The sequence below is a fragment of the Paradesulfitobacterium aromaticivorans genome, assembly GCF_054657415.1.
Genome location: NZ_BAAHYT010000010.1, coordinates 366,830 through 392,558 on the forward strand (window position 1 = coordinate 366,830; position 25,729 = coordinate 392,558).

General features: G+C 45.8%; 25 protein-coding genes. 13 read left to right on the plus strand and 12 right to left on the minus strand.

The annotated features are described in order from the left end of the window. Positions 1-10: 10 nt before the first annotated feature. From ACYQ2N_RS07155 to ACYQ2N_RS07170, 4 genes are read right to left on the minus strand one after another with little or no spacing between them, the layout of a single operon-like run. A complete protein-coding gene (locus ACYQ2N_RS07155; protein WP_459998464.1) occupies positions 11-925 on the minus strand; it encodes an NAD-dependent epimerase/dehydratase family protein in 915 nt (304 codons plus the stop codon). A 5-nt stretch (positions 926-930) separates the two neighbouring features. Then, positions 931-1,626, minus strand: coding sequence for a sugar phosphate nucleotidyltransferase (locus ACYQ2N_RS07160; RefSeq protein ID WP_459998465.1), 696 nt, complete (start codon positions 1,624-1,626; stop codon positions 931-933). Between the two features lie 28 nt (positions 1,627-1,654). Next, positions 1,655-2,653, minus strand: a complete 999-nt coding sequence (locus ACYQ2N_RS07165; protein ID WP_459998467.1) for an SDR family NAD(P)-dependent oxidoreductase — start codon at positions 2,651-2,653, stop codon at positions 1,655-1,657. Between the two features lie 50 nt (positions 2,654-2,703). Next, entirely contained in the window at positions 2,704-3,834 is a 1,131-nt protein-coding gene (locus ACYQ2N_RS07170; protein ID WP_459998468.1) for a glycosyltransferase family 4 protein, read from the minus strand. Between the two features lie 182 nt (positions 3,835-4,016). Between ACYQ2N_RS07170 and ACYQ2N_RS07175 the strand changes: the two genes are divergently transcribed. The 6 genes from ACYQ2N_RS07175 to ACYQ2N_RS07200 all read left to right on the plus strand — a co-directional run bounded on the left by ACYQ2N_RS07175 (position 4,017) and on the right by ACYQ2N_RS07200 (position 11,774). Further along, the gene (locus ACYQ2N_RS07175; RefSeq protein WP_459998470.1) at positions 4,017-5,018 is read left to right on the plus strand and encodes a glycosyltransferase; all 1,002 of its coding nucleotides are present in this window, start codon (positions 4,017-4,019) and stop codon (positions 5,016-5,018) included. Between the two features lie 92 nt (positions 5,019-5,110). Next, positions 5,111-6,670, plus strand: a complete 1,560-nt coding sequence (locus ACYQ2N_RS07180; RefSeq protein ID WP_459998471.1) for a YncE family protein — start codon at positions 5,111-5,113, stop codon at positions 6,668-6,670. Positions 6,671-6,799: 129 nt separating this feature from the next. Then, positions 6,800-8,386 (plus strand): hypothetical protein, encoded by a 1,587-nt coding sequence (locus ACYQ2N_RS07185; protein ID WP_459998472.1) that lies wholly within the window; start codon positions 6,800-6,802, stop codon positions 8,384-8,386. A gap of 217 nt (positions 8,387-8,603) precedes the next feature. Further along, positions 8,604-9,554 (plus strand): CgeB family protein, encoded by a 951-nt coding sequence (locus ACYQ2N_RS07190; RefSeq protein WP_459998473.1) that lies wholly within the window; start codon positions 8,604-8,606, stop codon positions 9,552-9,554. 77 nt (positions 9,555-9,631) lie between these two features. Further along, positions 9,632-10,663: a glycosyltransferase gene (locus ACYQ2N_RS07195; protein ID WP_459998474.1), complete on the plus strand. Its 1,032-nt coding sequence runs from the start codon at positions 9,632-9,634 to the stop codon at positions 10,661-10,663. 154 nt (positions 10,664-10,817) lie between these two features. Continuing rightward, positions 10,818-11,774, plus strand: a complete 957-nt coding sequence (locus ACYQ2N_RS07200) for a cation diffusion facilitator family transporter (protein ID WP_459998475.1) — start codon at positions 10,818-10,820, stop codon at positions 11,772-11,774. 1 nt (position 11,775) lies between these two features. Here ACYQ2N_RS07200 and ACYQ2N_RS07205 read toward each other — a convergent pair whose 3' ends face one another. Next, a complete protein-coding gene (locus ACYQ2N_RS07205) occupies positions 11,776-11,997 on the minus strand; it encodes a hypothetical protein (protein ID WP_459998477.1) in 222 nt (73 codons plus the stop codon). Positions 11,998-12,001: 4 nt separating this feature from the next. After that, positions 12,002-12,379, minus strand: coding sequence for a hypothetical protein (locus ACYQ2N_RS07210; RefSeq protein ID WP_459998478.1), 378 nt, complete (start codon positions 12,377-12,379; stop codon positions 12,002-12,004). Between the two features lie 546 nt (positions 12,380-12,925). Between ACYQ2N_RS07210 and ACYQ2N_RS07215 the strand changes: the two genes are divergently transcribed. The 7 genes from ACYQ2N_RS07215 (at position 12,926) to ACYQ2N_RS07245 (ending at position 17,273) form a co-directional block, all read left to right on the plus strand. Further along, positions 12,926-13,135, plus strand: a complete 210-nt coding sequence (locus tag ACYQ2N_RS07215; protein WP_459998480.1) for a hypothetical protein — start codon at positions 12,926-12,928, stop codon at positions 13,133-13,135. Positions 13,136-13,147: 12 nt separating this feature from the next. After that, positions 13,148-13,438 (plus strand): spore coat protein, encoded by a 291-nt coding sequence (locus tag ACYQ2N_RS07220; RefSeq protein ID WP_459998482.1) that lies wholly within the window; start codon positions 13,148-13,150, stop codon positions 13,436-13,438. A gap of 56 nt (positions 13,439-13,494) precedes the next feature. Then, a complete protein-coding gene (locus ACYQ2N_RS07225) occupies positions 13,495-13,707 on the plus strand; it encodes a hypothetical protein (RefSeq protein ID WP_459998483.1) in 213 nt (70 codons plus the stop codon). A 12-nt stretch (positions 13,708-13,719) separates the two neighbouring features. Next, on the plus strand, positions 13,720-13,983 hold the full coding sequence (locus ACYQ2N_RS07230) for a spore coat protein (RefSeq protein ID WP_459998484.1): 264 nt from the start codon (positions 13,720-13,722) through the stop codon (positions 13,981-13,983). A gap of 488 nt (positions 13,984-14,471) precedes the next feature. After that, a complete protein-coding gene (locus ACYQ2N_RS07235) occupies positions 14,472-15,602 on the plus strand; it encodes an MGDG synthase family glycosyltransferase (RefSeq protein WP_459998485.1) in 1,131 nt (376 codons plus the stop codon). After that, complete coding sequence (locus tag ACYQ2N_RS07240; protein ID WP_459998486.1) at positions 15,596-16,849, plus strand: polysaccharide deacetylase family protein; 1,254 nt, start codon at positions 15,596-15,598, stop codon at positions 16,847-16,849. Before ACYQ2N_RS07235 ends, ACYQ2N_RS07240 begins: the two co-directional genes overlap by 7 nt. Positions 16,850-16,976: 127 nt before the next feature. Beyond that, positions 16,977-17,273 carry a hypothetical protein gene (locus ACYQ2N_RS07245; protein ID WP_459998487.1) on the plus strand — a complete coding sequence of 99 codons (297 nt, stop codon included), beginning with the start codon at positions 16,977-16,979 and terminating at the stop codon, positions 17,271-17,273. Positions 17,274-17,851: 578 nt separating this feature from the next. On the opposite strand, the gene ACYQ2N_RS07250 is transcribed toward ACYQ2N_RS07245, so the two are convergent. The 6 genes from ACYQ2N_RS07250 to ACYQ2N_RS07275 form a co-directional block, all read right to left on the minus strand. Continuing rightward, positions 17,852-19,009 (minus strand): toll/interleukin-1 receptor domain-containing protein, encoded by a 1,158-nt coding sequence (locus ACYQ2N_RS07250; RefSeq protein WP_459998488.1) that lies wholly within the window; start codon positions 19,007-19,009, stop codon positions 17,852-17,854. A gap of 73 nt (positions 19,010-19,082) precedes the next feature. Then, entirely contained in the window at positions 19,083-19,784 is a 702-nt protein-coding gene (locus ACYQ2N_RS07255) for a TIR domain-containing protein (RefSeq protein WP_459998489.1), read from the minus strand. Between the two features lie 26 nt (positions 19,785-19,810). Further along, positions 19,811-20,227 (minus strand): hypothetical protein, encoded by a 417-nt coding sequence (locus ACYQ2N_RS07260; RefSeq protein WP_459998490.1) that lies wholly within the window; start codon positions 20,225-20,227, stop codon positions 19,811-19,813. A 15-nt stretch (positions 20,228-20,242) separates the two neighbouring features. Then, complete coding sequence (locus tag ACYQ2N_RS07265; protein ID WP_459998492.1) at positions 20,243-21,271, minus strand: PDDEXK nuclease domain-containing protein; 1,029 nt, start codon at positions 21,269-21,271, stop codon at positions 20,243-20,245. Between the two features lie 114 nt (positions 21,272-21,385). Continuing rightward, a complete protein-coding gene (locus tag ACYQ2N_RS07270; RefSeq protein WP_459998493.1) occupies positions 21,386-22,237 on the minus strand; it encodes a hypothetical protein in 852 nt (283 codons plus the stop codon). 31 nt (positions 22,238-22,268) lie between these two features. Continuing rightward, on the minus strand, positions 22,269-25,571 hold the full coding sequence (locus ACYQ2N_RS07275; RefSeq protein WP_459998494.1) for a DEAD/DEAH box helicase: 3,303 nt from the start codon (positions 25,569-25,571) through the stop codon (positions 22,269-22,271). Between the last annotated feature and the right edge of the window lie 158 nt (positions 25,572-25,729).

Sequence of the window (25,729 nt, forward strand, 5' to 3'; positions counted from 1 at the left end):
CCCCCGAAAGTTATATTCCATATACTTTCTTCATCCACTCCACGGTTTTCGGCACTCCCTCCTCCAAAAGCACCCGGGGATTATGCCCCAGGTCGGCAACTGCTTTGCGAATATCCGGCCTTTTACTCACGGTATTGTGCTTATCCTCAGGCAAATACCTTACAAGTTTAGGATCTCCCCCGGTATACTTCAGCACTAAATCGCTCAGCTCTTTAACACTGCGATATTCAATTCCCCCCACGTTGTAAACCTCACCCGGCTTAAAAGCATCGACTGCATTGGCTATCGTGGGAATTAAATCGTCCACATACATAAAAACACGGGAATATCCTTCAAAGACATCATAAGGGATCCCTTGCAGGACTCTGTAAACAAATAAACAAACCACACTTCTGTAAGGATGGTAATACTCGCCAGGCCCATAGGCATTAAACAGCCTCAGCCTTACGATCGGAGATTGGTGCTTCTTTTCAAAGTTCATAATCTGTACTTCGTTAACCCATTTGGTTAGGGCGTAGTCGTTATGCTGAATAATTGTTCTTTGTAAAGGAAGGTCTTCTGTCAACACCGGTTCCGTTGCTTCACCATAGATTTCCGAAGAACTCATAAACACCAGCTTGAATCCCTTTTTTAGCTGCCATTCGAGAATATGGCGCGTTCCGATCACGTTTGTTTTCCAGAGCGTGTCATAGTATTCTTCCCCGTTGATCCGGCCAAATTCTGCCGCCAAGTGAAAGACATAATCGTAATTCTGCTCAAAAACACGTTCCAGTTGACGGTACTCGCCAATATCCGCCCGCAGGTAACGCTCCTCTTTATGATGCTGCAAATCCACTTCCCACACTTCATGTCCGCGTGTTTGCAGCACTTCTGCCAAACGCGAACCCAGCGTTCCTTTACTCCCGGTAACCAGTATTTTGGCCATACTCCTCAGATCCCTTCTATTGAACTGCCAAACACTTTTCTCGCTTTCTCCAGGTCTTCCATCGTACCTATATCAAACCAAAGATCATCGCACTCGTAACTCACGATGCGGGCTTGCTCCTGCAGAAGATTTTGAACCAACTCCGGCATATCAAACTTTCTACCATCCGGAATCAGCTGAACCACCGGTTTACTTAAAACATAAATACCCATGCTCACCCAAAAGTTAAGGGTGGGTTTTTCCCGATAGGCAACCACTTGCCCGTCTTGAATATCCAAGACCCCTAACGAAGAAGGGACTGCTTTTTTTTGCACGGCAATGGTCATGTCCGCATCCGTCATCATATGGTGGTCATATAATGCCCGAAAATTTAGCGTAGTCAGTTCGTCTCCGTTTACTACCAAAAAATCCTCGGCCAAATTCTCTATCGTTTTTAAGGACCCGGCCGTTCCTAACGGGCTTCCTTCCACCACATAACGCACCGGTAAGCCGAACCGGCTGCCATCCTGAAAATAAGCGATGATCAACTGGGATAAATACCCTAAACTCATCACAATTTCTTCTGCACCCGCACCCCGGAGTTGCCGCACTAAAATTGACGCCAGCGGCTCATTTCCGATCGGGAAAAGCGGTTTGGGCAAAATTCTGGTAAAGGGGTCAAGACGCGAACCTCTTCCTCCCGCCAAAATAACTACTTGCATTCGATTCTCCTTCTTTATCCCTGCTGCACTAGATCTGGTATTTGCCCACCTGAAAATGATTGAGATGACTGGCAATCCAAGCAGCCGTACGTTTTATCCCTTCCTCAAGCGTTACCTGGAGTTCCCAGTTCAATAGCTGTTGGGCTAAACGATTGTCGGCCAAAAGACGGGTAACTTCACTTCGGGACGGTCGCAGCCGTTCCTGGTCAATTACGGTTCTAGCCGGACTGTTAACAGTTCGCACAATGATCTTGGCTAGTTCCCTGATAGAAATTTCCCGCCCTGAACCAACATTGATTACCTGCCCCAGTACTTTTTCAGCCTCGGCAGCGGCCAGGAAAGCAGCCGCTGTATCCGTGACAAAGGTGAAATCACGGAGTGCTTCCGTATTTCCTAAGCGAATTTCATTAGCAGTCAGAGCCTGGGTAATCATTGCGGGTATAACAGCCCGGGCAGATTGCCTGGGTCCGTAGCTGTTAAACGGCCTTATCGTCACAACGGGAAGCTCAAAAGAAGCATAGAAACTTTCGGCAAGCTTGTCGGCCCCGATCTTGCTGGCAGAATAGGGCGATTGCCCCTGCAGAGGGTGGGCCTCATTGATCGGCACATAACGGGCCGAGCCGTATACTTCACTGGTGGAAGTGTGGACAACCCGGCTGACTTCATGTTCCCGCGCCGCCGTCAGAACGTTAAGAGTGCCCAGGATATTGGTCTCGACAACCTCACGGGGGTTTTTATAGGAATACGGAATACCGACCAAGGCGCCCAGATGAAAGACCAGATCGCAACCCGCCACCGCCCGGTCGATAGCCTCAGCATCCCTGAGATCCCCGGCAATTATTTCCACATTATCTACCAGCGCCTGTTCCAAATCCTCCAGGTTCCCCTGGCCGTTCCTGGAATTATAACGGATAAAAACCCGTACTCTGGCCCCTGATTTTACCAAGGCCTCAGTCAGGTGGCTGCCGATAAAGCCGCCGGCACCTGTAATCAAAACTCTCTTCTGCTCCCAGTTCAAGCCTTTCATCTCCCTCCGGAAATTGTCACTATATCCCTATGGAATTCTCCCCCTGGCTGCTATCTCTTCAATTGAATTACCTGCCTGTAGGCATGAAGGTACCTCGGAGCCAAATTCCCCCATTCAAAGCTTAAAGCCCGGGCCCTTGCTTTTTGGGCCAACATAGGCAAAAGATCCGGCTTTTCCAGGGCGGTGCCTAAAGCCTGGGCCAGCTTTTGTACATTCCCTGCCTCAAAGGTAAGGGCGCAGGAGGAATCAGCCAGTTCGGCCAGGCCGTCGACCCAGGAAACAATCAAGGGAACACCTGCAGCCATGCCCTCCAGGGCGGTCAGGCCAAACGCTTCGCGCCAACTCGGAACAACAAGGGCCAGTGCCCCTACCATTGACTGTGTTACTTCCGCCCCGGCTTTTTTCCAGCCCAGAAACCGGATGTTATGACCAAGCTTCAGCGTGCGGACAAGCACTTGCAAGTGTTGTTCGTAATAATCATCCCCTCTGCCCATAATGTCGAGATAAACCTGCCGTCCCCCTTGCTTAGCCAGGAATACTGCCTTGATCAAGTCCTCAATTCCTTTGTACTCCACAAGTCTTCCCGCATACAAAAACCTGTTGGAATTTCCTTTGTGCCAGGATTGTCGGGGATGAGATATCCCCAAAGGCAAAACCTCCGCTTTAGACAAGGACTGGGAATATCTGCTTGCAAAGTAGTGTTTTTCGCTTTGACTAAGCAGATGGATTTTCTGACTGCGCAACAGGAGGTCGTCCTGAATCCTGAATTGGGCCTGCAAATCCGCATCTGCGCTCTCTCCCAGCTCCCGGCGCATAAAAGAATACACCGAATAAAGAATTGGAAGCCGGGCATTGGCAAGGGTATAAGCCAAAGGAGTAAAATTAATGGCATGGATATGAATCAGATCGTAAGGCTGTTTTAATTCAGGAAATTCGGAGAGAACCGTATCAATATTAATCATCCCCAGGCGACCGAAATAACGGGCATTACGGGGAATGCCGAGCATTCTTAGCTGCTGCCCCTTCAGGATCCACCGGGAAGTGCTCCAGTCACTGCGCGGGACAACTACCGTTTGCTTTACTCCCTGACGATCCAGCATATACAGCATTCCTGTCACAGCAGTACCGGCTCCGCCGTACATTTCTTCTTCAAATTCATTGGTTAAAGACAAAATATTCAAAGAGCGTGCCTCCGCGTTTTGTGGTTATTTACTTTGTTATAAGCAAGGATTCCTCTGCCGGGAACTTAATTCATTTTATTCAATAATAACCTTCTTGTTCATTTTCCTTTTCAACCGGAAAAACATATCCTATATCAGCGGGCAAAAACACCGTGGGATTTTGCCTAATGAGGAGGTAAGAAATGCCAACTATTATATATCCTCCCTCAATCCCTTGGAACTGGATGTTTCAGCGTCCTCAGCAAATCATGCGCCAGTTGGCGGCCATTGGGTATACCGTTCTATACGAGGATCTGGGGCACTTCCCCAAACCCACCATTCAGACACTTTCCCCCACCTTGTCCCTCTGTCAGGGAGTCTCCGCTCTAACAGTCCCGCATCCCCGGCCCCGTATTCTCTGGTTGACTGTACCTTCCCACATTAACCTCATCGAGCAATATGCCCCCGATCTTCTTATCTATGATGCTGTGGATGAGCCAAAGGAAGAATTTGCCAGTTGGGCACCCTATTATCCGTCTATTCTGCAGCAAGCCCATCTTATCTTCGCCAGTGCCAAAAGCATTTATGAAAACCTCTCCTCTTTGCATCCCAATGCCCATCTCGTTCCTAACGGTGTTGATTATGCGCATTTTGCAGCTTCCCGCCTGCCTAAACCCGTTGACCTTCCGCACAAAAAACCGCTCATTGGGTACAGTGGCGCTGTGGCTCCCTGGCTGAATTGGGACTTGATCCAGTTTGCGCTGCGGGAGAATCATGATTTACAGTTCGTATTTATCGGCACGCTCTTTCAGCTCAAAAAGTTTCCGTTAGTCCTGCCGAATGTCAAGTACCTTGGACTTAAATCATATGCCCAGCTTCCGGCCTATCTCCGGCAATTCTCCCTGGGGCTCATCCCGTTTCGCCTTTCCGATATGACCAAAGGATGCAACCCTATTAAGCTTTATGAGTATTACGCCACGGGTCTCCCTGTTGTAGGCACTCCTCTCCCGGAACTTCTGACTGTACCTAAGATTCATCTGGAGAGCGATCCCCATCGGTTCTCACAGCGCTTGCGGCAAATTGCCCTGCAGGGGGATTCCGAACAAAGCGAACGATGCGCTTACGCTCAAGCTAACGATTGGCGGGAACGCGCCTTAATAATGAGTCGCTGTATTCAGGCAACCCTCCTGACAAAAGGAGAATAGCTGTGTAACACCCTTATCTCAAATTGAATATGATACGATGAAAGTTCCGCAATTTCATAACGATTTTTCTATCCTAAGGGGGGAGTACGCAAATGTTATTCGAGACCCACGCCTGGGTAACCCTCGACAACGCTGTCGCTATCTACAATGTATATAGCGACGAGTTGATCGCTACCATCCCAGTTGGTGTTGCACCTTACTTCCCAAAACGCACGCCGGATGGTACCAAGGTCTATGTTCCCAACTTCGGCAGTAACACGGTCTCCGTCATTTGTACGGCAACAAACCGAGTTCTGGCGACAATTCCGGTTGGAGTTGCTCCGACAGCAGTAGCGATTGATCCAACCAGTACCACAGCCTATGTTACTAACTCAGGAAGCGGAACTGTTTCAGTCATAAGCATCCCTACTGACACCGTGGTGGCAACAATTTCAGTAGGCACAGGTCCCATAGACGCTACGGTCAACCGGGACGGAAGCCTGGTATACGTCAGTAACAGCGGCAGTAATACCGTCTCCGTGATTAACCCCACGACCAACACCGTTATTGCCACAATCCCGACAGGAACAGCTCCTAACGGACTGGTAACCAGCCTAGATAACACTAAACTCTTCGTTGTCAACAGCGGAAGTGACAATGTCAGCGTTTTCAACACTGCTACCAACACTCTTCTGGCAACTATCCCGGTAGGGACCAATCCGCTCAAGATCGCCGCCAATCCGGTCAATCCCGTATATGTCTATGTCACAAACTTCGGCTCCAACAGTGTCAGTGTAATCTCTACTACAACACTTGGCGTCATCACTACAGTCCCTGTCGGTTTGGGACCACGCGGGCTGGATGTAACAGGCGATGGCACGCAAGTTTGGGTGGCCAATGAAGGGGACAGCTCCCTGAGTATTATCAATACGAGCACCAATACAGTTGTCGCCGCGCTCCCAACTGCTTTCCCGCCGCGGGGAGTTACAGTGGGAAGAGTCGGCTCAGCCCTCTCACCGGGTGAACCAATTGATCTTACGGATCCTTACCAGCTTGAGGAAATCACCGAGTCTGTCTGCATCATCGTGGAAAAAGTGTACGCCAGCTGCCAGCAAAGAGAATGCTTCCCGGCCTTCACTGTTAATCTCCCCACCGCTCCCGGACCATTCACCTTTGTCAGCATGACCTTCACCAATGGCTTGATTGTGCCAGGAAGCATCGTCATTACTCCGATTCCTTCGCGTCCGAACTTCTCCAGAGTGCAGTTTACTATTCAAATCCCGTATACTTTAACTTTGCGCGATGCGATAGGCGCCCTTGTGACCTTAACCGGGAACTTACCTGATATCACTAAAGATATCATCCTCTACTTCCCACCGACTCGTCCCGAATTCGATCTCAATTTGCGCATCGAAACCCGCACAGAACTTTTAACAACCCCAACCTTTACCGCCACAACAATCGAAATTGCCATCGGAAGCTTCGTAGTCACCAAGGTCACCGGCTTAGTACAGCTTCTCGTTCCGGCCTTTGGTTTCTGCCCAGAGCCACCGGTGTGCGAAGAGTTCCCAAGCGGCCCGCTCAATCCATGCATTACCTTCTTCGACACCACTTTAACTCCGTTCCCGTCTGATTTCTTCCCGCCTCAGCTCGAAACGAGTGCTTGCGATTAATTTTCCTGCCCCTAATCTCTTGCTAAAAATCTTTATGCAAGACTTCTCGTAATATCTCGCATTAATAAGGGCTGCCTAAGCGGCAGCCCTTATTTCCAACAAAGGTGTATGGCAAAGGAAGTGATCCCCTTGGCTAATTTTGCAAACCGCAATGCGGCTCTTCCGGTTCTTTTGTTCTCGGAAAAAACTTCTTACTATTTACAAACGGCTCCCCAGGGAGTTTCCCTTTACACTGAAAAGGGAACGGTCCCGCTTTTTCAATTGAATGAACCGATCTTGCTGGCTCAAGCTGCGGTTAACAGCGCTCAACAAGTCCATCTGGTCATCCTCAAAGCAACCGGAGAACTCTGTTATACCCTGGTTTCGGAAGCAGGCACCCAGCAAACTGCCACTCTGGCCAAGCTGGATGTCCGCACCGCCCGCTACCGTCGCCTTATGCTTTTTCCCCTTGGCAAGATGGTACATATTTTTTACGCCTATGCCCATCAAGCCATCGCGGATCTCTGGCACATCGAACACCGTTTTTGGAACGGGCAAAGCTGGCGCAGTGTTCACTTAGGGGAAGTGGCACAGGCACGCGAACCGCTTTACACAGTTACCCTCGACAGTCAGAACAACCTCCATCTTTTGCTGCTGACTTACCATAGTCAGCGAACAGTCCTTATATCCAACCGCTTTAACGGAACATTCACGCTCTGGGGAAATCCGTTGGAAAATCTCCACATTCCCCGGGAAGTGGTCGACATGGCCTCGATCATGACGCCTGCCAACATCCATTACCTCTTTTGGATTAGCAAAAAACCCGGCGGACAATATGAACTCAGCTGGGCTCAGCGGACGCAGGCCCAGGAATTTTCCAGCACCTGGCACCAAACCCCGTCGCCTCTGAAAATTTTCAATGGGCCATACCGTGGCTTGGGTTCTATGGAAGCAGGAGGGAACCTGTGGCTTTTGCTTAATGCTGAACAAACCACTCTTTTCCTTTATCAAGGAGAGGGGTGGAAAGAAATGTTATCCACTACAGCAAAACAACGTCCGCTTCAATTCATACGAAAAGTAGCGGTTGGTTCTCATAGCACGTACTGGCTGGAAGAAGAAGGAAGTCCCCGGGTCCCGGCCTTTTACAAACAACTCGGAATCCCGGTTAATCTTCCTCCCCCACCTCAGTTCCCGTTAAACCCCCAGGGCATGCTCGTTCAGGCAAGCCGCGCCCGTCCTGTCCCTAACCCTCAATCACTTACTAATTCTCCAGTTGCGCAGTTTAACCCGACCAACCCTGCTGCTCCCCCAACTGAATCCGCTCCCCCAACTGAATCCGCTCCCCCAACAGAATCTACCCAGCCCGACTCAAGTATGCCACCGGCGCAAGACTCTGCCCAATATTCGGCCCCTTCCCCCCGCGGATCAGCATCCGCACACTCCCTGGAACCTGTTTCTAAAAACCTGCCTTCCCAAGCTTCCGAATCCAATCCGGAGTTGCTTACGAACCAGTTCTATGCCCTGGTACCAATGATTACGGAAGCCCTCAGCCCCATTTTTAAAACCGTAAGTGACCTTGGCCAACAAAACCGCACCGTGTCAGTTGTTCTGGAATCAATGCTGTCCAAGCACAGCGAAACTGAATCATCTCTGCACAAACTGGGAAAACAGCTTTCCGAATTACAGCGTGAAAAAGAAAGTACCGAGAAAGGATTTTGGGGAAAATGGTTCAGATAACTAACCATACCAATGTCGGTGAACTAATCGTGAATTATCCCGAAACCATCAATGTTTTCCGGAAATTCGGCATACCCTGCAGCGGTTGAGGAGGGAAAATTCTACTCACCATGAGCGTTGAGCAGGTTGCCCAACGGTATAAAGCGAACACGGCTTCCCTCATTCAGACGCTGCAAATGGCCGTAATCCGGGCTCAGCACCATCGGGGACACTCACAATGAAAATATTGTTCTTAAATGACTCTTCCCTGTTAACACACGGACTGGCATCGGGTTTTGCCCCGACTGATGAAATTCGCTACCTTCCGATTCATCAAGCTGAGTGGGAAGCACAACTGGGAAGTCTGGTTCATTCCTGGCACCCTGACTTCGCCCTGGCAGACGGCGTCTCGATTTCCACCGTAGCCACCAGGGTTTTTCGCCTCCTTCTCAGTCTAAATATTCCCTTGGTGTATTGGGCTATCGATGACCCTCCGGACTGGAGACGCATGTCCCTCCCCCTCTCACGCCGTGCCGCCCTCGTCCTGACCCCGGCCGAGGAATATGTCGCCCGTTACCTGAATCATGGGATCAAGGCCAAATACTTTCATTTTGCCTGTAATCCTGGCTTTCACCGGCAGCAGGAAGCTGAGCAGCCTTATGCCTGCGATCTTATACTGGTTGCCAATTATTATACTTCTTATCCCCAGCGCAAATCAGGCCTGGAAACCATTCTTTCTCCCCTTCTGTCAGGCACTTACAAGCTTAACGTCTACGGCAACGAACACTGGCTCCACAACACAGACCGTTACGAATTATCGCCGGGAATATATCAAGGTTACTTGCCTTATGCCAAACTGCCTGCAGCCTATTCCTCGGCCAAAATAGTTCTGGGTCTACACTCTGTTATAGATTCTCCCACAATGATGAGTATGCGCACTTTTGAAGTTTTAGGGTGTGGAGTCTTCTTTCTTACCCATTGGTCTTTAGGCTTGGAAAACTTGTTCCGCAACCATGTTCATCTGGTCTGGAGCCGCCACCCTGATGAAACAGCTGAACTTGTCAAGTTTTACCTGGCACGGGAAGACCTAAGAAAAAAAATTGCCCGTCAAGGGCAAGAAGAAGTTTACCGTCTCCACACTTACGAGCACCGGGTCGCAAGCATCCGGGGCGATCTGGCAAAGCTCTGACCCCAACCGCAAACCATGCTAAATATGGGTAAATATACGATCAGCATTAATTGCTTCACTGACAGGGGGAAAAACCGATGAAGGTTCTCTTCTACGCCCGACCGGACTATTACACTAACCCCGCCGGAGACACGGTACAAATGATCTCTACAGGTCAAATCCTAAAAAATCTCGGAGTTGAAATTGGGATCTCCAGCGATCCTAATATCCTGCTTGCTTCTTACGACCTTGTTCACATCTTTAATATCACGCGCATTAAAGAGAGCTACATGCAGTTTCTCAATGCTCAGAAACAGAAAAAAAAGATCGTCCTATCACCGATCTATTGGAACCCGCGCCTGTTCCTGCAAAGCCAAGCCTCCGGCCCCAACAGCTTTGCCGTGTGGAAGCATACCCAGCCGATGCGCGCCCGCCTGCTAAAGGAATGTGAACTTATCTTGCCTAACGCCAGCAGCGAGATGGAGGCAATAAAGGTTGACTTCCCGCAGACTGCCCCCTACTGCGTAATACCGAACGGCTTCCCGGACACTTTCCCACACGCTGATCCTGCTCTTTTTAGACAGCGTTTCCCGGGGCTACCCGCAGAATTTATCCTGTGCGTTGCCCGCATCTCCCCCCGCAAGAATCAAATGTGGCTAGCCAGAGTATGCCAGGAATTGGATCTGCCCTTGGTCCTGGTTGGCCCTATCAATAACCGCAATTACTTCGAGAAAGTGCGTTCTGCCCGCGGTTTAATTTATCTTGGTGCCCTTCAGGGTGAACTACTGGCTTCAGCTTACAAGGCTGCCAAAATCCACGCCCTTCCCAGCTGGTTCGAAACTCCGGGCCTTTCCAGCCTGGAAGCTGCTGCATGTGGCACTACGGTTCTATCCACAGATCAGGGCAGCACCCGTGAATACTTTGAAGAGATGGCTATCTATGTTGATCCCCGCAATCCAGAGAGTTTGCGCTCTGCCCTTGAACAGGCCTTACAGTCTAATCCAGTCCCTCTGTACGAGCATGTCCACTCCAATTACCCCTGGTCCAGAGTGGCCCGTCTCACGCTCGAAGCCTACCAGTCGGTGCTCTCCCCCCTAAGTGAGCTTGCCATTAGCGATCATTCAAGGTAACATACACTGTCACTGCCTCTTTCAAGCATCTATTCTGGTTAAACACCGGCAAAGTTACGCTTAGAAGGCCGGAAACTTAATAATATTGGCTCTTTATATTTAAGAAACTATAGCTAATACTATAATGAAATAGACCTGACAACAGGAGGAATAGATGAGCACCTTAAGTGAGCTCTTGAAAAAAGGAAATATCTCATCCTTGTCTGCTACGATAGGCAACTTTATTCTGGTTATCCTTAAAGGAATTGCCGCCTTTCTAAGCGGCAGCGGCGCTATGTTTGCTGAAGCCATGCACACCTTAGCCGATATGGTCAACCAAGGCTTTGTCTTTGTGGGTAGTGTTCTAGCTGAGCGCAAGCCAACCCGCCGTTTTCCCAGCGGCTTTGGACGCTTGATTAATGTCTTTTGCATGATCGCAGTCATCGTGGTCACAGTGATGGCTTATGAAACCATTCTTGAAGGAATCCACCTGATCCAGCACCCGGCACAGACTACAAGCTTCTGGTTAACATTTGGTACCCTTCTAACCTCAATCAGTGTTGACGGTTATGTCTTGCTCAAAGCCATGCGCGAAATCGTGCACGAGACCCGTGCCACTGCCAGCGGGTTGGGGATCATAACTACGGCAGTGCGCAATGTCGGACGGGCGGCCCCGCCCACACGGCTTGTTTTTTACGAGGACTTGGTAGCAACCTCCGGTGCTTTCCTAGCCCTGGCCGCTATAGTTGCTGTTGAATTCACCCCGTATAGGAGCTTGGATGGGATAGCAGCAGTGATTATCGGCTTGCTTATGCTCGGGGTTGCGTTTAAAGTGGGGTATGAAAATATGGTGGGTTTAATTGGGGTAGCGGCCCCACGCGAGGTGGAAGCAAGGGTTGCAAATATAATCCTTTCCGATCCTGAGATAACGGATATTAACAAAATGCGCATCATCCAAGAGGGCCGTTTTTACCATACGGAAATTTATGTGGAATTGCGCCCTGGCTTATCGCTGGCAGAAGCCGACAAGATAAAGTCCAGGGTCAAGGAAAAGCTGATGGCTGACGGGGATATTACAGATGTGACTCTAGGCGGGCTGGCAGACAATGGTACGAAGGATTGGAGCCCTTAGCTCAAGGTTCAAAGTTCCGGCGCAGCCGTTCGAGCGTCCGCTGCCAGTCTTCTTTCAATCTGGTCATTTGCACGCCCAGATTTATAAAGTCCAGAACCCCTGAGACAGCACCGCATTCCGCACACTGAACAAAGAGGACAGACCTTGTGGCCCCTTCCACTTTGTCAGCATGCACCATCTCAAACTTGGTGCTGCCACAGCGCGCGCACATTGACTCAGCCATACTTTCACCTCTTGTCTGCTGTTTCTCCTGTTTCTCCTGTTTCTCCTGTTTTTCCCTTTCCTCCTTGCTTTCCGATGAGACTAAAAATCTTATCTTTGACATCAAACAAAAACTTGGCATTGACAGCTGTAACCGCAGTAAAATAAAGTGCCTTAATTTCCGGTATAATCGTTGAAAAAATTGCCAGCAAAGCCAGTGATCCTACATAAGGCAGGACACTCGATTGCAAAAACTTAGGCAGCTTGCGCGGCTCAAATTCTCCCTTGCTTAGTGCCCGTATGATCCCAAGCATTAAATCAAGGAAAATAAGCCCTAATGCCATTTCAAACGCGACTATAACTTCTCCGGGAAGCTCCACCAGCTTAAGCAAAGAGCCGTTCATTCGATCCCTCCTGCCAAACACTCACCTCTAAAAAGCCCACACTATCGCCGTTATTACAATATAGTAAAAACAATAGCAAATTGTTCCGAACTCCCTTGCAAGTTGCGAATGCCGTTAGATTTTAGGGTTTACAGTTACTGGTCTATCGTCCTGTGTTCTCCCAGTAATATCCTCGGTTACATTTATTTACAGCTATTTCTTCGACAAATTTAGTGATAATATGGCATCGAGAAGCTTAGGTTTCTCATGTAGTGAATTTCTCTTCTTATCCCTTGTGGATACAAGGGATATTTTTTTGCCTTACCTTGAAAATAATGGAATGGTAAATATTATACATTGATTCCTGGACAAGTTCGTGCTAAATTTGTCCTACAAGAATTCCATAAAACATGATGACATTGTGCAACAACTATTTGAACCTCCGGACGCGGGGGTTCCTTTTTTTATCTCTAGTGCAATCTAAATATTCAAAAGTGCCGTATAAAACTTGCTTAAGTCAAATATACTAAGCCTTAGTTTGCAAAAAAAACGCAAGGAGGTTTTTTTATGCCTAACAACCCTGGCTTAAGCCCCCATGAAATGCTTGAGCTGCACGAAATTTTGGGGAGCAAGGTTACTGAAGCAAAGAAGATTCAAGCTAGTAAAGCTATGGTTAACGACCCGGATTTAGCAGATTTCATGGATAAAGCCTTTGAGATGAAAAAGGCCGAGATCGAAGCCCTGCAGCAATTTATTGAGCCCGCAACTATGCAATAGGAGGTAATTAAGATGGGATGGTTAGATAGTTTATTTGGTGAAGATCAGGCGCTTACAGATAAAGATATTGCCTCGGACATGCTCAAAGACTCTAAATTTGCCCTCTGCTCCATGTCGATGGCTATTACAGAAACTAACAATCCTGAGCTTAGACAGGAACTCAAAAAGCAATTTAACGCCGCGATCCAAAGCCATTTCAGGCTAGCGGATATGGCTGCCAATAAAGATTGGTATAAGCCTCATTTGAGTCCACAAGAGATGCTTAACCGTGATTTTCAGGATTCACAGGCCGTAGTAGATTAGTTAAGCTTATACGGGTACCACATAGGACCAAATCTATTTTAAGGAGGCATAATTCCATGGAAAACCAGATCACTCTGGCTGATCACGAGATGCTCGAGTTACACGAACTATTGCGCAGCAATATAGCGGATACGAAGAAGCTTGAATCAACTGTAGGCATGGTGCAGGATCCTCAGCTCGCTTCTTTTATACAAGATTTAGTTAATACAGCCAAGCAAAAAATGCGGGAGATCCAACAATTTATTAACTCAAATAAAATTGTGCAATAAGGAGGTCTAAAAATGCCTAACACCAGTATTACGGATAAAGACATCGTCACTGATCTACTGAAAGACTCTAAATTCACCATTCATTCTTTGACAATGGCCGTGTCCGAATCCAGCAACCCGCAACTGCGGGAGATGCTTAAAAATTATCTTAACTCAGCCATCGACAAGCACTTTCAACTTGCTGACCTGGCCGCCTCTAAGAACTGGTATAACCCGGCCTTAGCCCCCCTTGATCAACTGAAACAGGATGTAACGGAATCGCAAACGCTTGCTTAAACAAGGACTCACCCAGCTCACGAGCCCCGAACACACGGAGTACACCTGGACTTTCTGGGAATACATCTGGCAGGTTAACACTCCCGGACACTACTTCCTTCTGGTCAGGGCACAAGATTCCAAAGGGAATATTGAGATTAGGAGGGGTTAACACCAGCGAAAAAACTTCATTTTCGGCCAGATCTCCCATATGATGGTCGGTTCGCTCTTAGGAATACCGATGACTTATGTCTTCAAGAAGACCGGGCGCGACCACCATCTCCTAAAAGGTATCGGCATGAGGTTCGGGATTAGTGGAACTATATGGTAAGCTGCGTCTAATGGGTATATAATTATAATAGAATTTAGCGAACGGGTTAAGTCCGGTGTTCTTTGGATGACTAAAATATCCGGTTTCCGGTTATGTAAGTAAGTATGACTAAGAAGTATGCATCTAAAGGCTAAGCGGTACTAGGTTTTCGATGCTTAGACTAGGGGGTAAGACAAAAATGAAGATTTTGTTTTTACCTTTTTTACAAATGCCCACGGGACATCATCAGGTTGCCGATGCCCTTATCAGGTCTGTTATGCGCCGAGATCCCTCTGTCGAACTTAAGAAAGTCGATTTTTTAAGCTTCGTCAACGAAAAGATCGAAAAAATCTTCACCACAACTTATTTGAAATGGATAGACCATTCTCCGCAAACCTTCACCTGGGTTTATCGCTATTTTGTCTACCCTTCAAACGCGAGCAAGCATTTCCATCTTTATGAAAGCCTATTTTTAAGCAAGATGTTGGAGATGCTCAAACAGGAAAACCCGGATTTAATCGTGTGCACTCAGGCATTTCCCTCGTTTCTCATCAGCAGGCTCAAGCTGCAGGAGAAAATAGAGACACCGGTTATCAATGTTTATACCGATTTCTTTATCAATAAGCTCTGGGGACTTCAGGGCATTGATTACCACTTTGTTTGCGACCGGCCGTTAAAAGAAGAATTAATCTCTAAAGGAATCCCTGCGGAGAGTATTTTCATTACCGGAATTCCCGTTGATGAATGTTTTCTACCCAAAAAACGTCCTCTTAAGTATACTCGTCCTTATCATTTACTGATCTCCGGCGGCAACAGCGGGTTAGGAGATATTCAAACTTTCCTTAAAGTGCTCAAACCTTCGTCAGACTTTCGCTATTCCATCATGTGCGGTAAGAATGAGAAGCTTTACCGTGAGATTTCTTCCTTGGGCTTGGCAAATATCAGACCCCTCCCTTATCTGTCCTCACGTCAGGCTATGGATGACTTGTACAATGAAGCAGATGCTATTATTACTAAGCCCGGTGGCGTAACCATAAGTGAAGCCCTGATAAAATCCCTGCCTATTTTTGTTCACTCCACCCTGCCAGGGCAGGAAGAAGTAAACTTGCACTATTTGGAGAGCCATGGGCTTGTGCGCGTCTTGCAGCCTGATCAACCCATCGAGGAACAAGTAATTAGAATTTTAAGCGACCACCAGGAGCGTACGCGGTGGTATAATCAAGTTAATGCTTACCGCAAGCGCCAGGAAGGGAAAGCCTGGGAGAAAATCCTCGAGTTCATTAACAGCAGGGACTTAACTTATAGCGCCAAAGGAGAAGAAAGATGCTAACCTGGGAAGCCCCCTTTTTTCTAGCCCTAGGAAGTGCCGCAGTCTATACTGTGGTTCCTGATTTCTTCCTGCACAAATTGGGCGTCGGCAGTTGGAAAAGGCAGTATGGTCCAGGAGTGTCCCTGACTTTTGATGACGGCCCTGACCCCGATTTTACCCCTAAGATACTCGATCTTCTCGAAAAATATCAGATTAAGGCTGCATTTTTCCTTGTAGGTGAAAAAGCGCTCAAGCATCCGGAGTTAGTGCATCAAATTCAGGCCCGCGGTCATAAAATCGGTGCCCACTGCCAGCACCACCGCCATGGATGGCTCATGCATCCTGCTGCCACCGTCAGGGAATGGAAGCAGGGGGTACGCACGCTCGAAGAACTAACAGGGCAACCAATAGAATGGGTGCGACCCCCGTGGGGGATTTTCAATTTGGTATTTCTCTTCTGGTTTAAACACCATCAGTACAAAGCAATACTCTGGAACGCCGAAGGCCACGACTGGCTGGCCCACCGAACCCCCGAGGAGATCGCAGCCAGAGTCCTGTCCAAAAGCCGCGAGGGATCAATTGTCCTGCTCCATGACAGTGGAGGGGAACCCGGAGCACCGGCGAACTCGCTTATGGCTCTTGACCTTATTTGTAAGCGACTCTTGCATGAGCATAACCTCCCGCTAATTCCACTTGAGTTTCCTCAGTGGAAACGGCGTCAGCTCCTCCTCTTTACGCTCTGGGAAAAGTGGGAACAGCTTTATTCCCGGCTTTTTCACGTCCAGCGCATCGGCCTCTCGATTTTTCGTCTCTCCAAAAGTCGATATCAAGGGCCTGAGCTCTGTGACGAAAACGGCCACGTCCTGGCCCGCGCAGGAGACACTCTGGCAGAAATCCACTTTGACAGTCTCCGCTTGCAGAATAAAGAAGCGGATGCCCAAAAAATCGCCCTTAATGCCATGCGTCAAGCTAGAGAGTCTCTGCCGTTGCTCGCTCGGTATGTGGCTCAAAACCCAGATTTCCAGGATGTCAAGGTTCTATTCGGGCAGACTTTAATTCACCGGGGAGTCAAAGGGTTCGGCTTTAACGTCCATGACCTCCCCCACTCTCGGTCAAGTCGTCGTATCGGCAGGCTGCAGCAGCTCATCATGCAAGTTTACCATCCGAACGGCAAAGCCCGGCTCAATAGCCGTCTCGGGAGTGAACCCAAGTTAGTCTGGATCAGCAAGGAAAAACTGCTGAAACTTTGGCTGCCTAAGCAGGATTAAATGGGCATGGGCGCGAATTCTTCTAGTATTAAAATGTAGAATTAGAATGCCAATTTTCGCCATATGGTGCATGTGATACTGCTAGACCGCCCAATTATTAAGAAAGACACTAAAAGGTGTGAGTTAAATGCATGAATTTATCTGCTTTCCTGTTGACTTCGATGAAAAAGAGCGTTTTCAGCGCATGTGCAAACAGTTAAAACTAAAACCTGAAGAATGGTTCCGCCTTGCCATCATTGAATCTGAAATTGACATTGCCGCCCGTTCCCATGTTGACCCCGACACCAAAAAGAAGCACTCTAAGCCGGAGCAGCCAAAGAACGGCTCCGATCCAAAAGCGCAAAATAACCGACCGCGACTGGACAATAAATCCACCGATGGAAAACAGCATCCGGATAATAAACCTAACGAGGGCATAGAATAATGCTCTAACAAAGCTTGAAGCGGCCCTAGCTGGGCCGCTTTCTCCGATTTCTGAGCGTTAACCTGTCTGTCGGAGAGAGTTCTTTGTTGCCTTGATTCCACCAATCCCAAAACGAATTGCTGTTGCTGTTTATAATGTCTTCCACGTTCACTCTCTTATCACCTCAAACCTAAAGATTCCCTGAACAGGAAGCAATTAATCAAGAAATAAGTGGAAGGATTGCTGGATATTTTCCGGCCAGTAAATCTTTTCTTTGTATATTATTATATTATAGGGGTGGACAAAGTGTTTTTTGCATCCGTTTTGCTGACCGTCTTTACTCTGGGCATCGCCCTTCCATGAAACGAGAAAAATTAAAGAGCAATCTGCTGCAAAAATGGACGCGTATTTAAGAAAGAAAAAACAACCCGAAAAGAAGAAAATAAATGGGTTGCAGTAGAGTTGCAGTAGTAGGCTATTATTTAAAAAAATACTAAAAACAAAAACACCGCAAACGCTTGCGATGTCTACATTTGTTCTGGAGCCGATGGTCGGAATCGAACCGACGACCTGTGGTTGTTGGTAAGGTAGTATAAATATTATTTCTTCAACTTGCTTTGGGCAAATAAGCCAGAGTCCATTGCGCCGTTCTCAAAATCAACATCAACACATTTATAAGGCAAAGCCTTCCCGTCTTCAAGCATATTCAGGCATATTATTGGTTTCCCAAGCTTTTGATAGTATTCCAGCTCAAATTCAACCCATGCAGATTTAATGGAATTCTCGGTTCGTATAAACAATAAATTCTCTGATTGCTCCATACGCTTCTTTAAAGCTTCTTTGGTAAACTCGCTTACGAGACTCCGTTTTAGAAAATCCGAATCGCTATACCAGTCACAATAACAACTGAAACCAATGCCGTTTAGAATCTTGATCGTAGCTTCAACAACTTTCCCATCAAGATAACTATGAGAGACAAAAACACCAAACTGTTTTTTGCTTTGTATCGTATCTCTACGAAGTCTATTAGCTAAATCGGCAGGCGTCATGTTGAAATCAAAAGTTTCTGTCATATATGATTTCTGCTTGCCTTTAAAATTCTTTCGCAGTTTCACATAATGACCGCTTTTTTGTAGATGGCTAAAAGCTATCTGCCGTATTTGAGCATTTCGTTCCGAATCATTAATTTTGCTAAAGAAAGTAAGTGTTTTTTCACAAATAAACTTACCCATTTCCGATACAATCTCTATTTTCCCTTCGGTTGTTATCCCTTTTTGATGATATGCAGCGATTAAGGCATCTATATAATAGGGTTCAATTTCTTGCATACGCCTTGTATAATTCTCAATTTTGGCTGTTTTTTCTTCTATTTTTCGTTCTCTTTTGTTTTTTAGTTCGTTGTATTTTCTATCTTGGTCATCTTCTGAATAAGAAGCCTTATGCTTATCCTTATAGCCTTTACTAAGAATATTTTTCACAACAGGCATGTTAAAGAAAAACTGTTCAGGCGTTTCAGGATGGTAGCGTGTCTGCTTTCCGACTTTTTTCAGAAACCCATCTTTGTCCTTATAATTATTCTGCCTTTCAACTATTTCTTTCCACTCAAAAGGGTAAAGCTGTGAAAAAAGATTGAGCAAATCAACTCCGTTATATTCATAAGGCAAGATACCGGCAACTAAATACAGTGGTCGCTTAATTTTTTTATGTATTCGCATTGTTTCGCCAACATATTTTCGTTTTGTTATTCCAGGCATCATCTGTCGTTCCTTCAGGTTAAGCTATTTTATAGATATAGTATAGCGCCTAATATAAAGCCTTTACGGTAAAAGCCTATATTTCTTTTCTGATATCGTAATTATCCTGTTTGTCTTGGATTTCATAGGCTTTGTCTATGTAATAATCGGGGCTTCCCTTAAAATCGTCCCATTTTGCACATAGCATATAATTATAATCACCACGATAAATTGTGCTTCCCGAATCACAGTTATCGGTAGTTGGCTTTTTTTCATTGAACATATTTTTACCCATGATTGTAAAAATAAGATTTGAAGTATTATTGAAAAAAGTACATCCTGAACTACAGCAGCTCTTTTTCTCAGTAAAATATGAATATGAGCCGTATGTATCAGGGACAACAAGAGCCAGTAGCGCATTTGTTTTGCTTGTTACGGTTCTGCCGCTGGAATCAGTCCGTGAAATCTCTTTGAGCGAATATGATATCTCCTGTGGTATCCACTGATACTTTTCTACTTTTAGCTGATCACGCATTCCCTTTGAAAGCATAACAATTGTGAGCGTGCTATCATATATTCTATTTTTTAGCTTATTCCAGATTGTCGCATCAGATAGCTGAGATAAATCCTCTCCATCCGACTCCCCTTTATAAATATGCTCCGTCTTATCTTTTAACAGTCCTTCGAGTTCATCCACGTAATTTCTAACGGTACATGGATTCCAGATTGTAGCTGCACCAGTAATATCCTTAACATTACTATCAGCATACTTGTACGAAACGAAAATTTTACGCCCCATATTTTAACCCCCAATCAAACCCTTAACTAACAGGCAAAATAAATAACAACTGCAACTGCAAGCGCAAGTGGTATATAGAAACCCGCCTCCGTTTTTGATAATACGCTTTGTAGATACTTCGTTTTACTTACATCATCCGGAGCGGGAGGAGTTAAGACCATGTCCACATCTTCATCTTTCATCTTGATTGCATTGTTATATAACTTGCGATATAAGCGCTCTTGCTGTAGGTAATAGGAATCCATTAACCAAAACAACACTACCGGAATGTACGCAATCAAAAAGAAGGATTTATCCGCATCTTTGCTCGCCAAGGCAAATATGCCAGCGACAAGGGTTATCGCCCAGCCTTTCAGCATAAAGCTATTGTTGGCCATTCGTGTTACGACATTCTGTATCAATTCTAAATATCTGATTTTTGTTTCTGAACATTTCTCTGTCACCAGAAGCACCTCTTTCTAATCTTCCTCAATCTCGTATTTCCCTTTAATGCGCTTTTCGATATCCTCCGCCGAGGGCAGTGTGTCCGCCAATTCCTGCGGCACAAAATCGGACAGCTTGTACTCGCTCACGCCGATGGGCTTGTTAATATCGCGCAGTGCGTATTCTGCAGTCAGCTTATCCCGCTCTTTGCAAAGCAGGATTCCAATCGACGGATTGTCGTGTTCATGACGCAATATATCATCCACCGCCGAAAGGTAAAAATTCAGCTTTCCAGCATACTCCGGCTTAAATTTCCCCGCTTTTAGTTCAACCACAACATAGCAGCGGAGGCGGGTATTGTAAAACAACAGGTCGAGATAATAGTCCTCGTTACCAACAGAAAGATGATATTGATTGCCGAGGAACGCAAAACCCGTACCGAGTTCAATCAGCGTTTTGGCGATGTTCGCCACCAATTCGTTTTCTATTTCACGTTCTATGATGTCATTACGTATTTCAATAAAATCAAATACATACGGATTCTTTAGTGTATCCCGTGCCAGCTCACTCTGTGGTGACGGCAGCACATGATCGAAGTTGGTGGCCTTACCCGGCAAAGCTTGTCTCTCGTACAGTTTCGTTTCAATCTGATGAAGAAGAATATTCCGTGACCAGCCATTTTCTAAAGATTTATTTGCATACCAAAGATAAGTATTTTTATCAGAAATTTTATCCATCAAGGTTTGAAGATGATACCACGTCAAATCTGCAAGTGGCTCCTGCAGATTTTCATTTTCATCAAACATTTCGGCGAATCTGCGCATATACCTCAAGTTCCGAACAGAGTACCCCTTGGCATTCGGAAATTCCGACTTAATATCACGAGCCAGATTTTCTATAAACCCGCTGCCATATTTGCTGTTTTCGATGATGACCTTGCCGATATTCCAAAACAGAAGTATCTGCTCACGGTTTAACCCTAAAACAGCTCTGTACTGAGCGTCTTGAATCTGAGCCTTAACACTTTCCAGAACTTTAAAATAATTGTCATTGTTAATAAGCATGAGCTTTCCTCCTCAAATCTGCAGGCGGCACTTGCAGATTTCATCGCTACCAAATTTTACTTATACAAACATTATCTCATAAGTCAGTATTAAATGCTTTATCCTACATAAAATTTATAACACGTTCTCTACATAACTCTCCCAATACTCATCGTCGCTGGTAACACCATGCAGCCAGCAGTACAGAATTACCGCTTCAAATTCCTGCTTTTTCCCTCTGGTAAAGATCTTTTTCGGCATGCTTCTGTAAAGTGAATCAAGTCCAAACAAATTACTTTTCTGTTTATAGTCGTAATCCCAAAGCATTGAGTCAGGTACTTTAATATTTTTATATTCTCCCCGCTTATCATAATATTCGCTCTTCTGTTTATGTCCTTTAGGCCATATGTCCGGGTATTCATAAAAATAGTGAGCCCACTCATAGCAAAAATTATATATATTTACGCCATATTTTTTATAAGTATCATTAATCCATTCATTAATTCCTTCGGATATAAAAAATCCTTGGTCATAAGGTGCAAATAAACTCTTGACCTTATGGGCGTCTTTAATGAAAAGATAAATCATTTCTGATTGTCCTTCAAGAAACTTGAAACTTTTAATCGCCTTGGGGTATATTTCATACGACAAAGACCTGAATTCCGGTTCACTGTCATAAAGCAAAAAATAATCGTCCACAATAAAGTTCATTAAATTCTTGTGCATATATTTTCCGTATGATGCATAGAGCGAGACTAACCAATCTCTTACCTCGGTATCATATTCACGAATTATATTACGATATTTCTCAATTTTCTGCTCATGCAATACCGTTTTCTCGTCCGCCGGTTTTGTCTCAAGATAATTATTAAAATACTCAAATATATAATTTACGCAAATACGAGTATTTTCTGGTCGTTTATCCAGATCGTATTCATTGATTCCATCCTCTTTTTTACGTTTGAAAATGTATTCTTCCAATCGCATTCCGCTCATCCGCCTCTGCATGTAAAATAAACTATGGTGAAACCACTACACGCAAGTCACCCTGCGTAGTCTTTTTAAGAAAAAGCTCTGTCGTTGCAAGGAGCTTCAGAATATCTGAACTCAGGGTTGCTTTCGATCCTCCTGGCTGCACTATAACCACTTCAAACTGCAGCTTTGATCTCCGAGCTTTTTCCTTGAAGTAGGAGAGTTGCTTTATATCGCCTTTCAAAAACCGAGAATGACCTTCTCTAACCCATATTTCGTGACGCCGTTTAAGATCGTTATATAGTCGTGCCATGCCTAAATGTTTAACTGTTATACTTTTTTGAGCCTGTCCGCAGACAGTATAGAAATTCTCAATCTCGCCTGAAATCTGCCCACCGATAGCACCCTTGCAATGAACCAAGCATAGCTTAATCGTACTGTCATCAATATCTTTTAAGCAGACAAGGTCACCGGCTTCGCCTTTACCGTCATCATTAAAAACAACATCAAATTCGTTTTCAACAGCCTGAAAGCTTTTATATTGTATCGTATTTGTGTCTCCATTTTTGCCTATCGATTCCCTGTTTAACGGTATTGTTGTCCAATCCCAAGATTCAATCCTGTCTCTCGGAAACTCTCCTGCATTCATGGGGACTGGGATATGATAGCAGTTATACGAATATGTGCCGTCTGAATACCTGACTATCACAGGGTCAACAACGAAATATTCATGTAACGCAGTCCTTGTGCCATTGGCTTTTAGAAAATACACATCCTGTCCCGAGCTCTTTATATAGCGATATCCGGCAGGGGTACTACCATCGATCAAAAAGCTATATTCTGAAGATACATCATCGCTCGACAAGCGAATTATTATTTCACCGTTGTCTTTTACTTCAGAGATTTCAAGTTCAACCAGATAAAGAGGAACTTCTGTTGCTCCAAATACGATATACTGATCGCTTAACGCTATCTGTGCTTGTTCGCCCCATTGTACGCTTATCGGGTATTCACTATGGGGTGTGTTTAGTCTGTTTGGTCGCAGAAAATCATTCGTAATATTTGCGGCGTCAATCTCATCCTCGTTGGATACTTTCTCCCATGTGCGTATTGTCCAGTCAATCCACTCTGCAATCGTTCCAGCAGACTGTTGCCACACCTTACCTCGCTTCTGGGTACCGCCCCAGAGCACCCGATCACCATTTTCGTATCCGACACAAGCGATATTATTCAAAGCAGACTCAGCTCGCTCAATTAACGCAAGACCTTCTGTGACATTTGGCCCGAAATATGATGTAAAACTGATTGCGCCAATTCGAGAAGATCCAAGGTTTTTTACAAGCGGAAGTTCAACATTATTTAGTATATTGAAAATCACTGGCCCTTGGATGAGAACAGTTCTGTCGTCAGTTATTTTTTTCGCCATCTCAATGCATTTTAAGCCATCGTAATCGCTTGCGTAAACGAAAAGAGCCCCGTTGTCTCTGTCCCATCTTGCCAGCAACAAATGATATTGACGATCAAGTATGTCTTGGTAATTGCCCCAGCGTACGCGAGTTCTGCGGTGGACTACCGCAACAAGTATGTTATTGTCGCTACTAATGGCATGCCAACTTTCTGAATCACTGGGAAGAACTTCAGCATATTTTTCAGGACTCCAATCTTGGCATTGTGTTCTGAAAATCTGGGTTGATAATGACGGACGCAGATTCCAAAGCGAAAGGTAAGCATGGAGGTCTCCGCCTTCACGTAATTTATGTATCACATCTTGCAGTCGGAGTTCCTGCTCGATACGTTCTTCACTCAACCTTTTTATTAAGCCATCCCAGTCTGCACCTTCGGCATATAAAGCCTCGATTTTTTTCTCAGTAGCGGGATCAGATATATTTACTACGACAGTAGCCTCGCCAATTTGTTTCCAATTGCCTTTGCGCGTAAAGCGTCCAACAAACTGCAATGTGATAGCAAGAGATTTATGGGCATCATGTAAAGCAGCAACTTTTAGATTTGGTAAGTCAAATCCTTCTCCCAGCATATCAACGCAGACAACAATATGAGCTGCATTCTCATCCCTATTAATCAGTTTAGCAAGCGCCTCACGGTTTTCACGCTGACGTCCTGCTCCAGAGTAAACAAGCTGAGGAAGCATCTCCGGAGCAAGCTCCTGATAGTACTGAAACACCTTTATAGCACGATCCTTGCTCTCGCATCGTGCCATAAGTATGTGGTCGAGATGCAGTTCGTTTCGGTCATGTCGAAGTGCAGTCAGGGCTTCTTCAGCAATACCTCTGTCTCGTTGTTCTTCGTCTCCATATTCCTCTATGGTTTTCAAATGTATGGGGCGATAATATCCGGAGGCCTGAGCATCACCAAGCTTATAGTTAAAGATAATCTTCCCGTCCACACGCTTATTGTCTCTCCGAAAAGGTGTAGCAGTAAATTGTGTAATCCGTTTTTCAGAGAACATTTCACGCACTTTTGACCACTGTGATGCAGGAATATGGTGAGCTTCATCCACTATGAGGTCTGTGCAATTCTCGGTAAGAATGCGCAGGGCTTCATCCGTTGAAGCGCTTAGCGATTGCGGCAAGGCGACAATAATATTCGATTTTTCAATTAATGTTCTCGCTGCTCCCTCTGAACGAACGCCAGTCTTTAGGATTGCAACGTTTGGGCCAATTGTCTCTGGCGGTATAACTTCAACATCAGGCATTACTCCCAAGAACATAAATTTCTTTGAAATTTGTGTCCTGAGTGCATCACTTGGCACGATAACAAGAGTTCTCGGAAGCCTTTTATAGACCTGCAGTGAGAGCATTGTTTCCGTTTTTCCAGTTCCGGTAGGCAATACAACTGTGGCAGGTTCGAAACTTTTTCCAACCGCAAAATGTGCAGATAGCGCATGTAAGGCGCCAAGTTGAGGAGATCGCAAACCTTTCGTGCCATCTTCGTTATTCTCTTCACGGAAGGAGAACTTACCCTTCCAGCTTTCAAGCACCTGTTCAGGAGTGGCGAACCTACTATTAAGTAAGCCGAGATCATCCCATTTCAGCCGTGTACCAGTTCCGAGCTCAGGAAGTCTTCTAAGCGCAGGGGCTAATAGTACCAGCCGCTCATTGTTGATTTCTATTCGCCGTGATCCTTTAAGGCGCAATAACATTTCATCAAACGGGAATGCCAGTCCCGTTCTAATAACATAATAATTGCCATCCTCAGATGCATCGATCACTGCGCTTGTGCATAACCCTCGGAAAGCCAACTGAAAAACAGCATTTTTACCAACTACTACTTTCTTTAGTGGGCTTGGTGGTAGTGTGATATCCCCTTGCCAGTCAGGAAAAAGTTTCATTACAAATCACCCCCGTATACAAAATAAATTACCTCGCTGCGAAGTAATTTAAGTAGTCCAGGATTTTAAACCCACCAAATTCGAGGGGTTTAAAATCGTCTGACGGTTCTGATATTTAGATTTATTGTAACAAAAATTTCCTTTATCCACAATCCGTA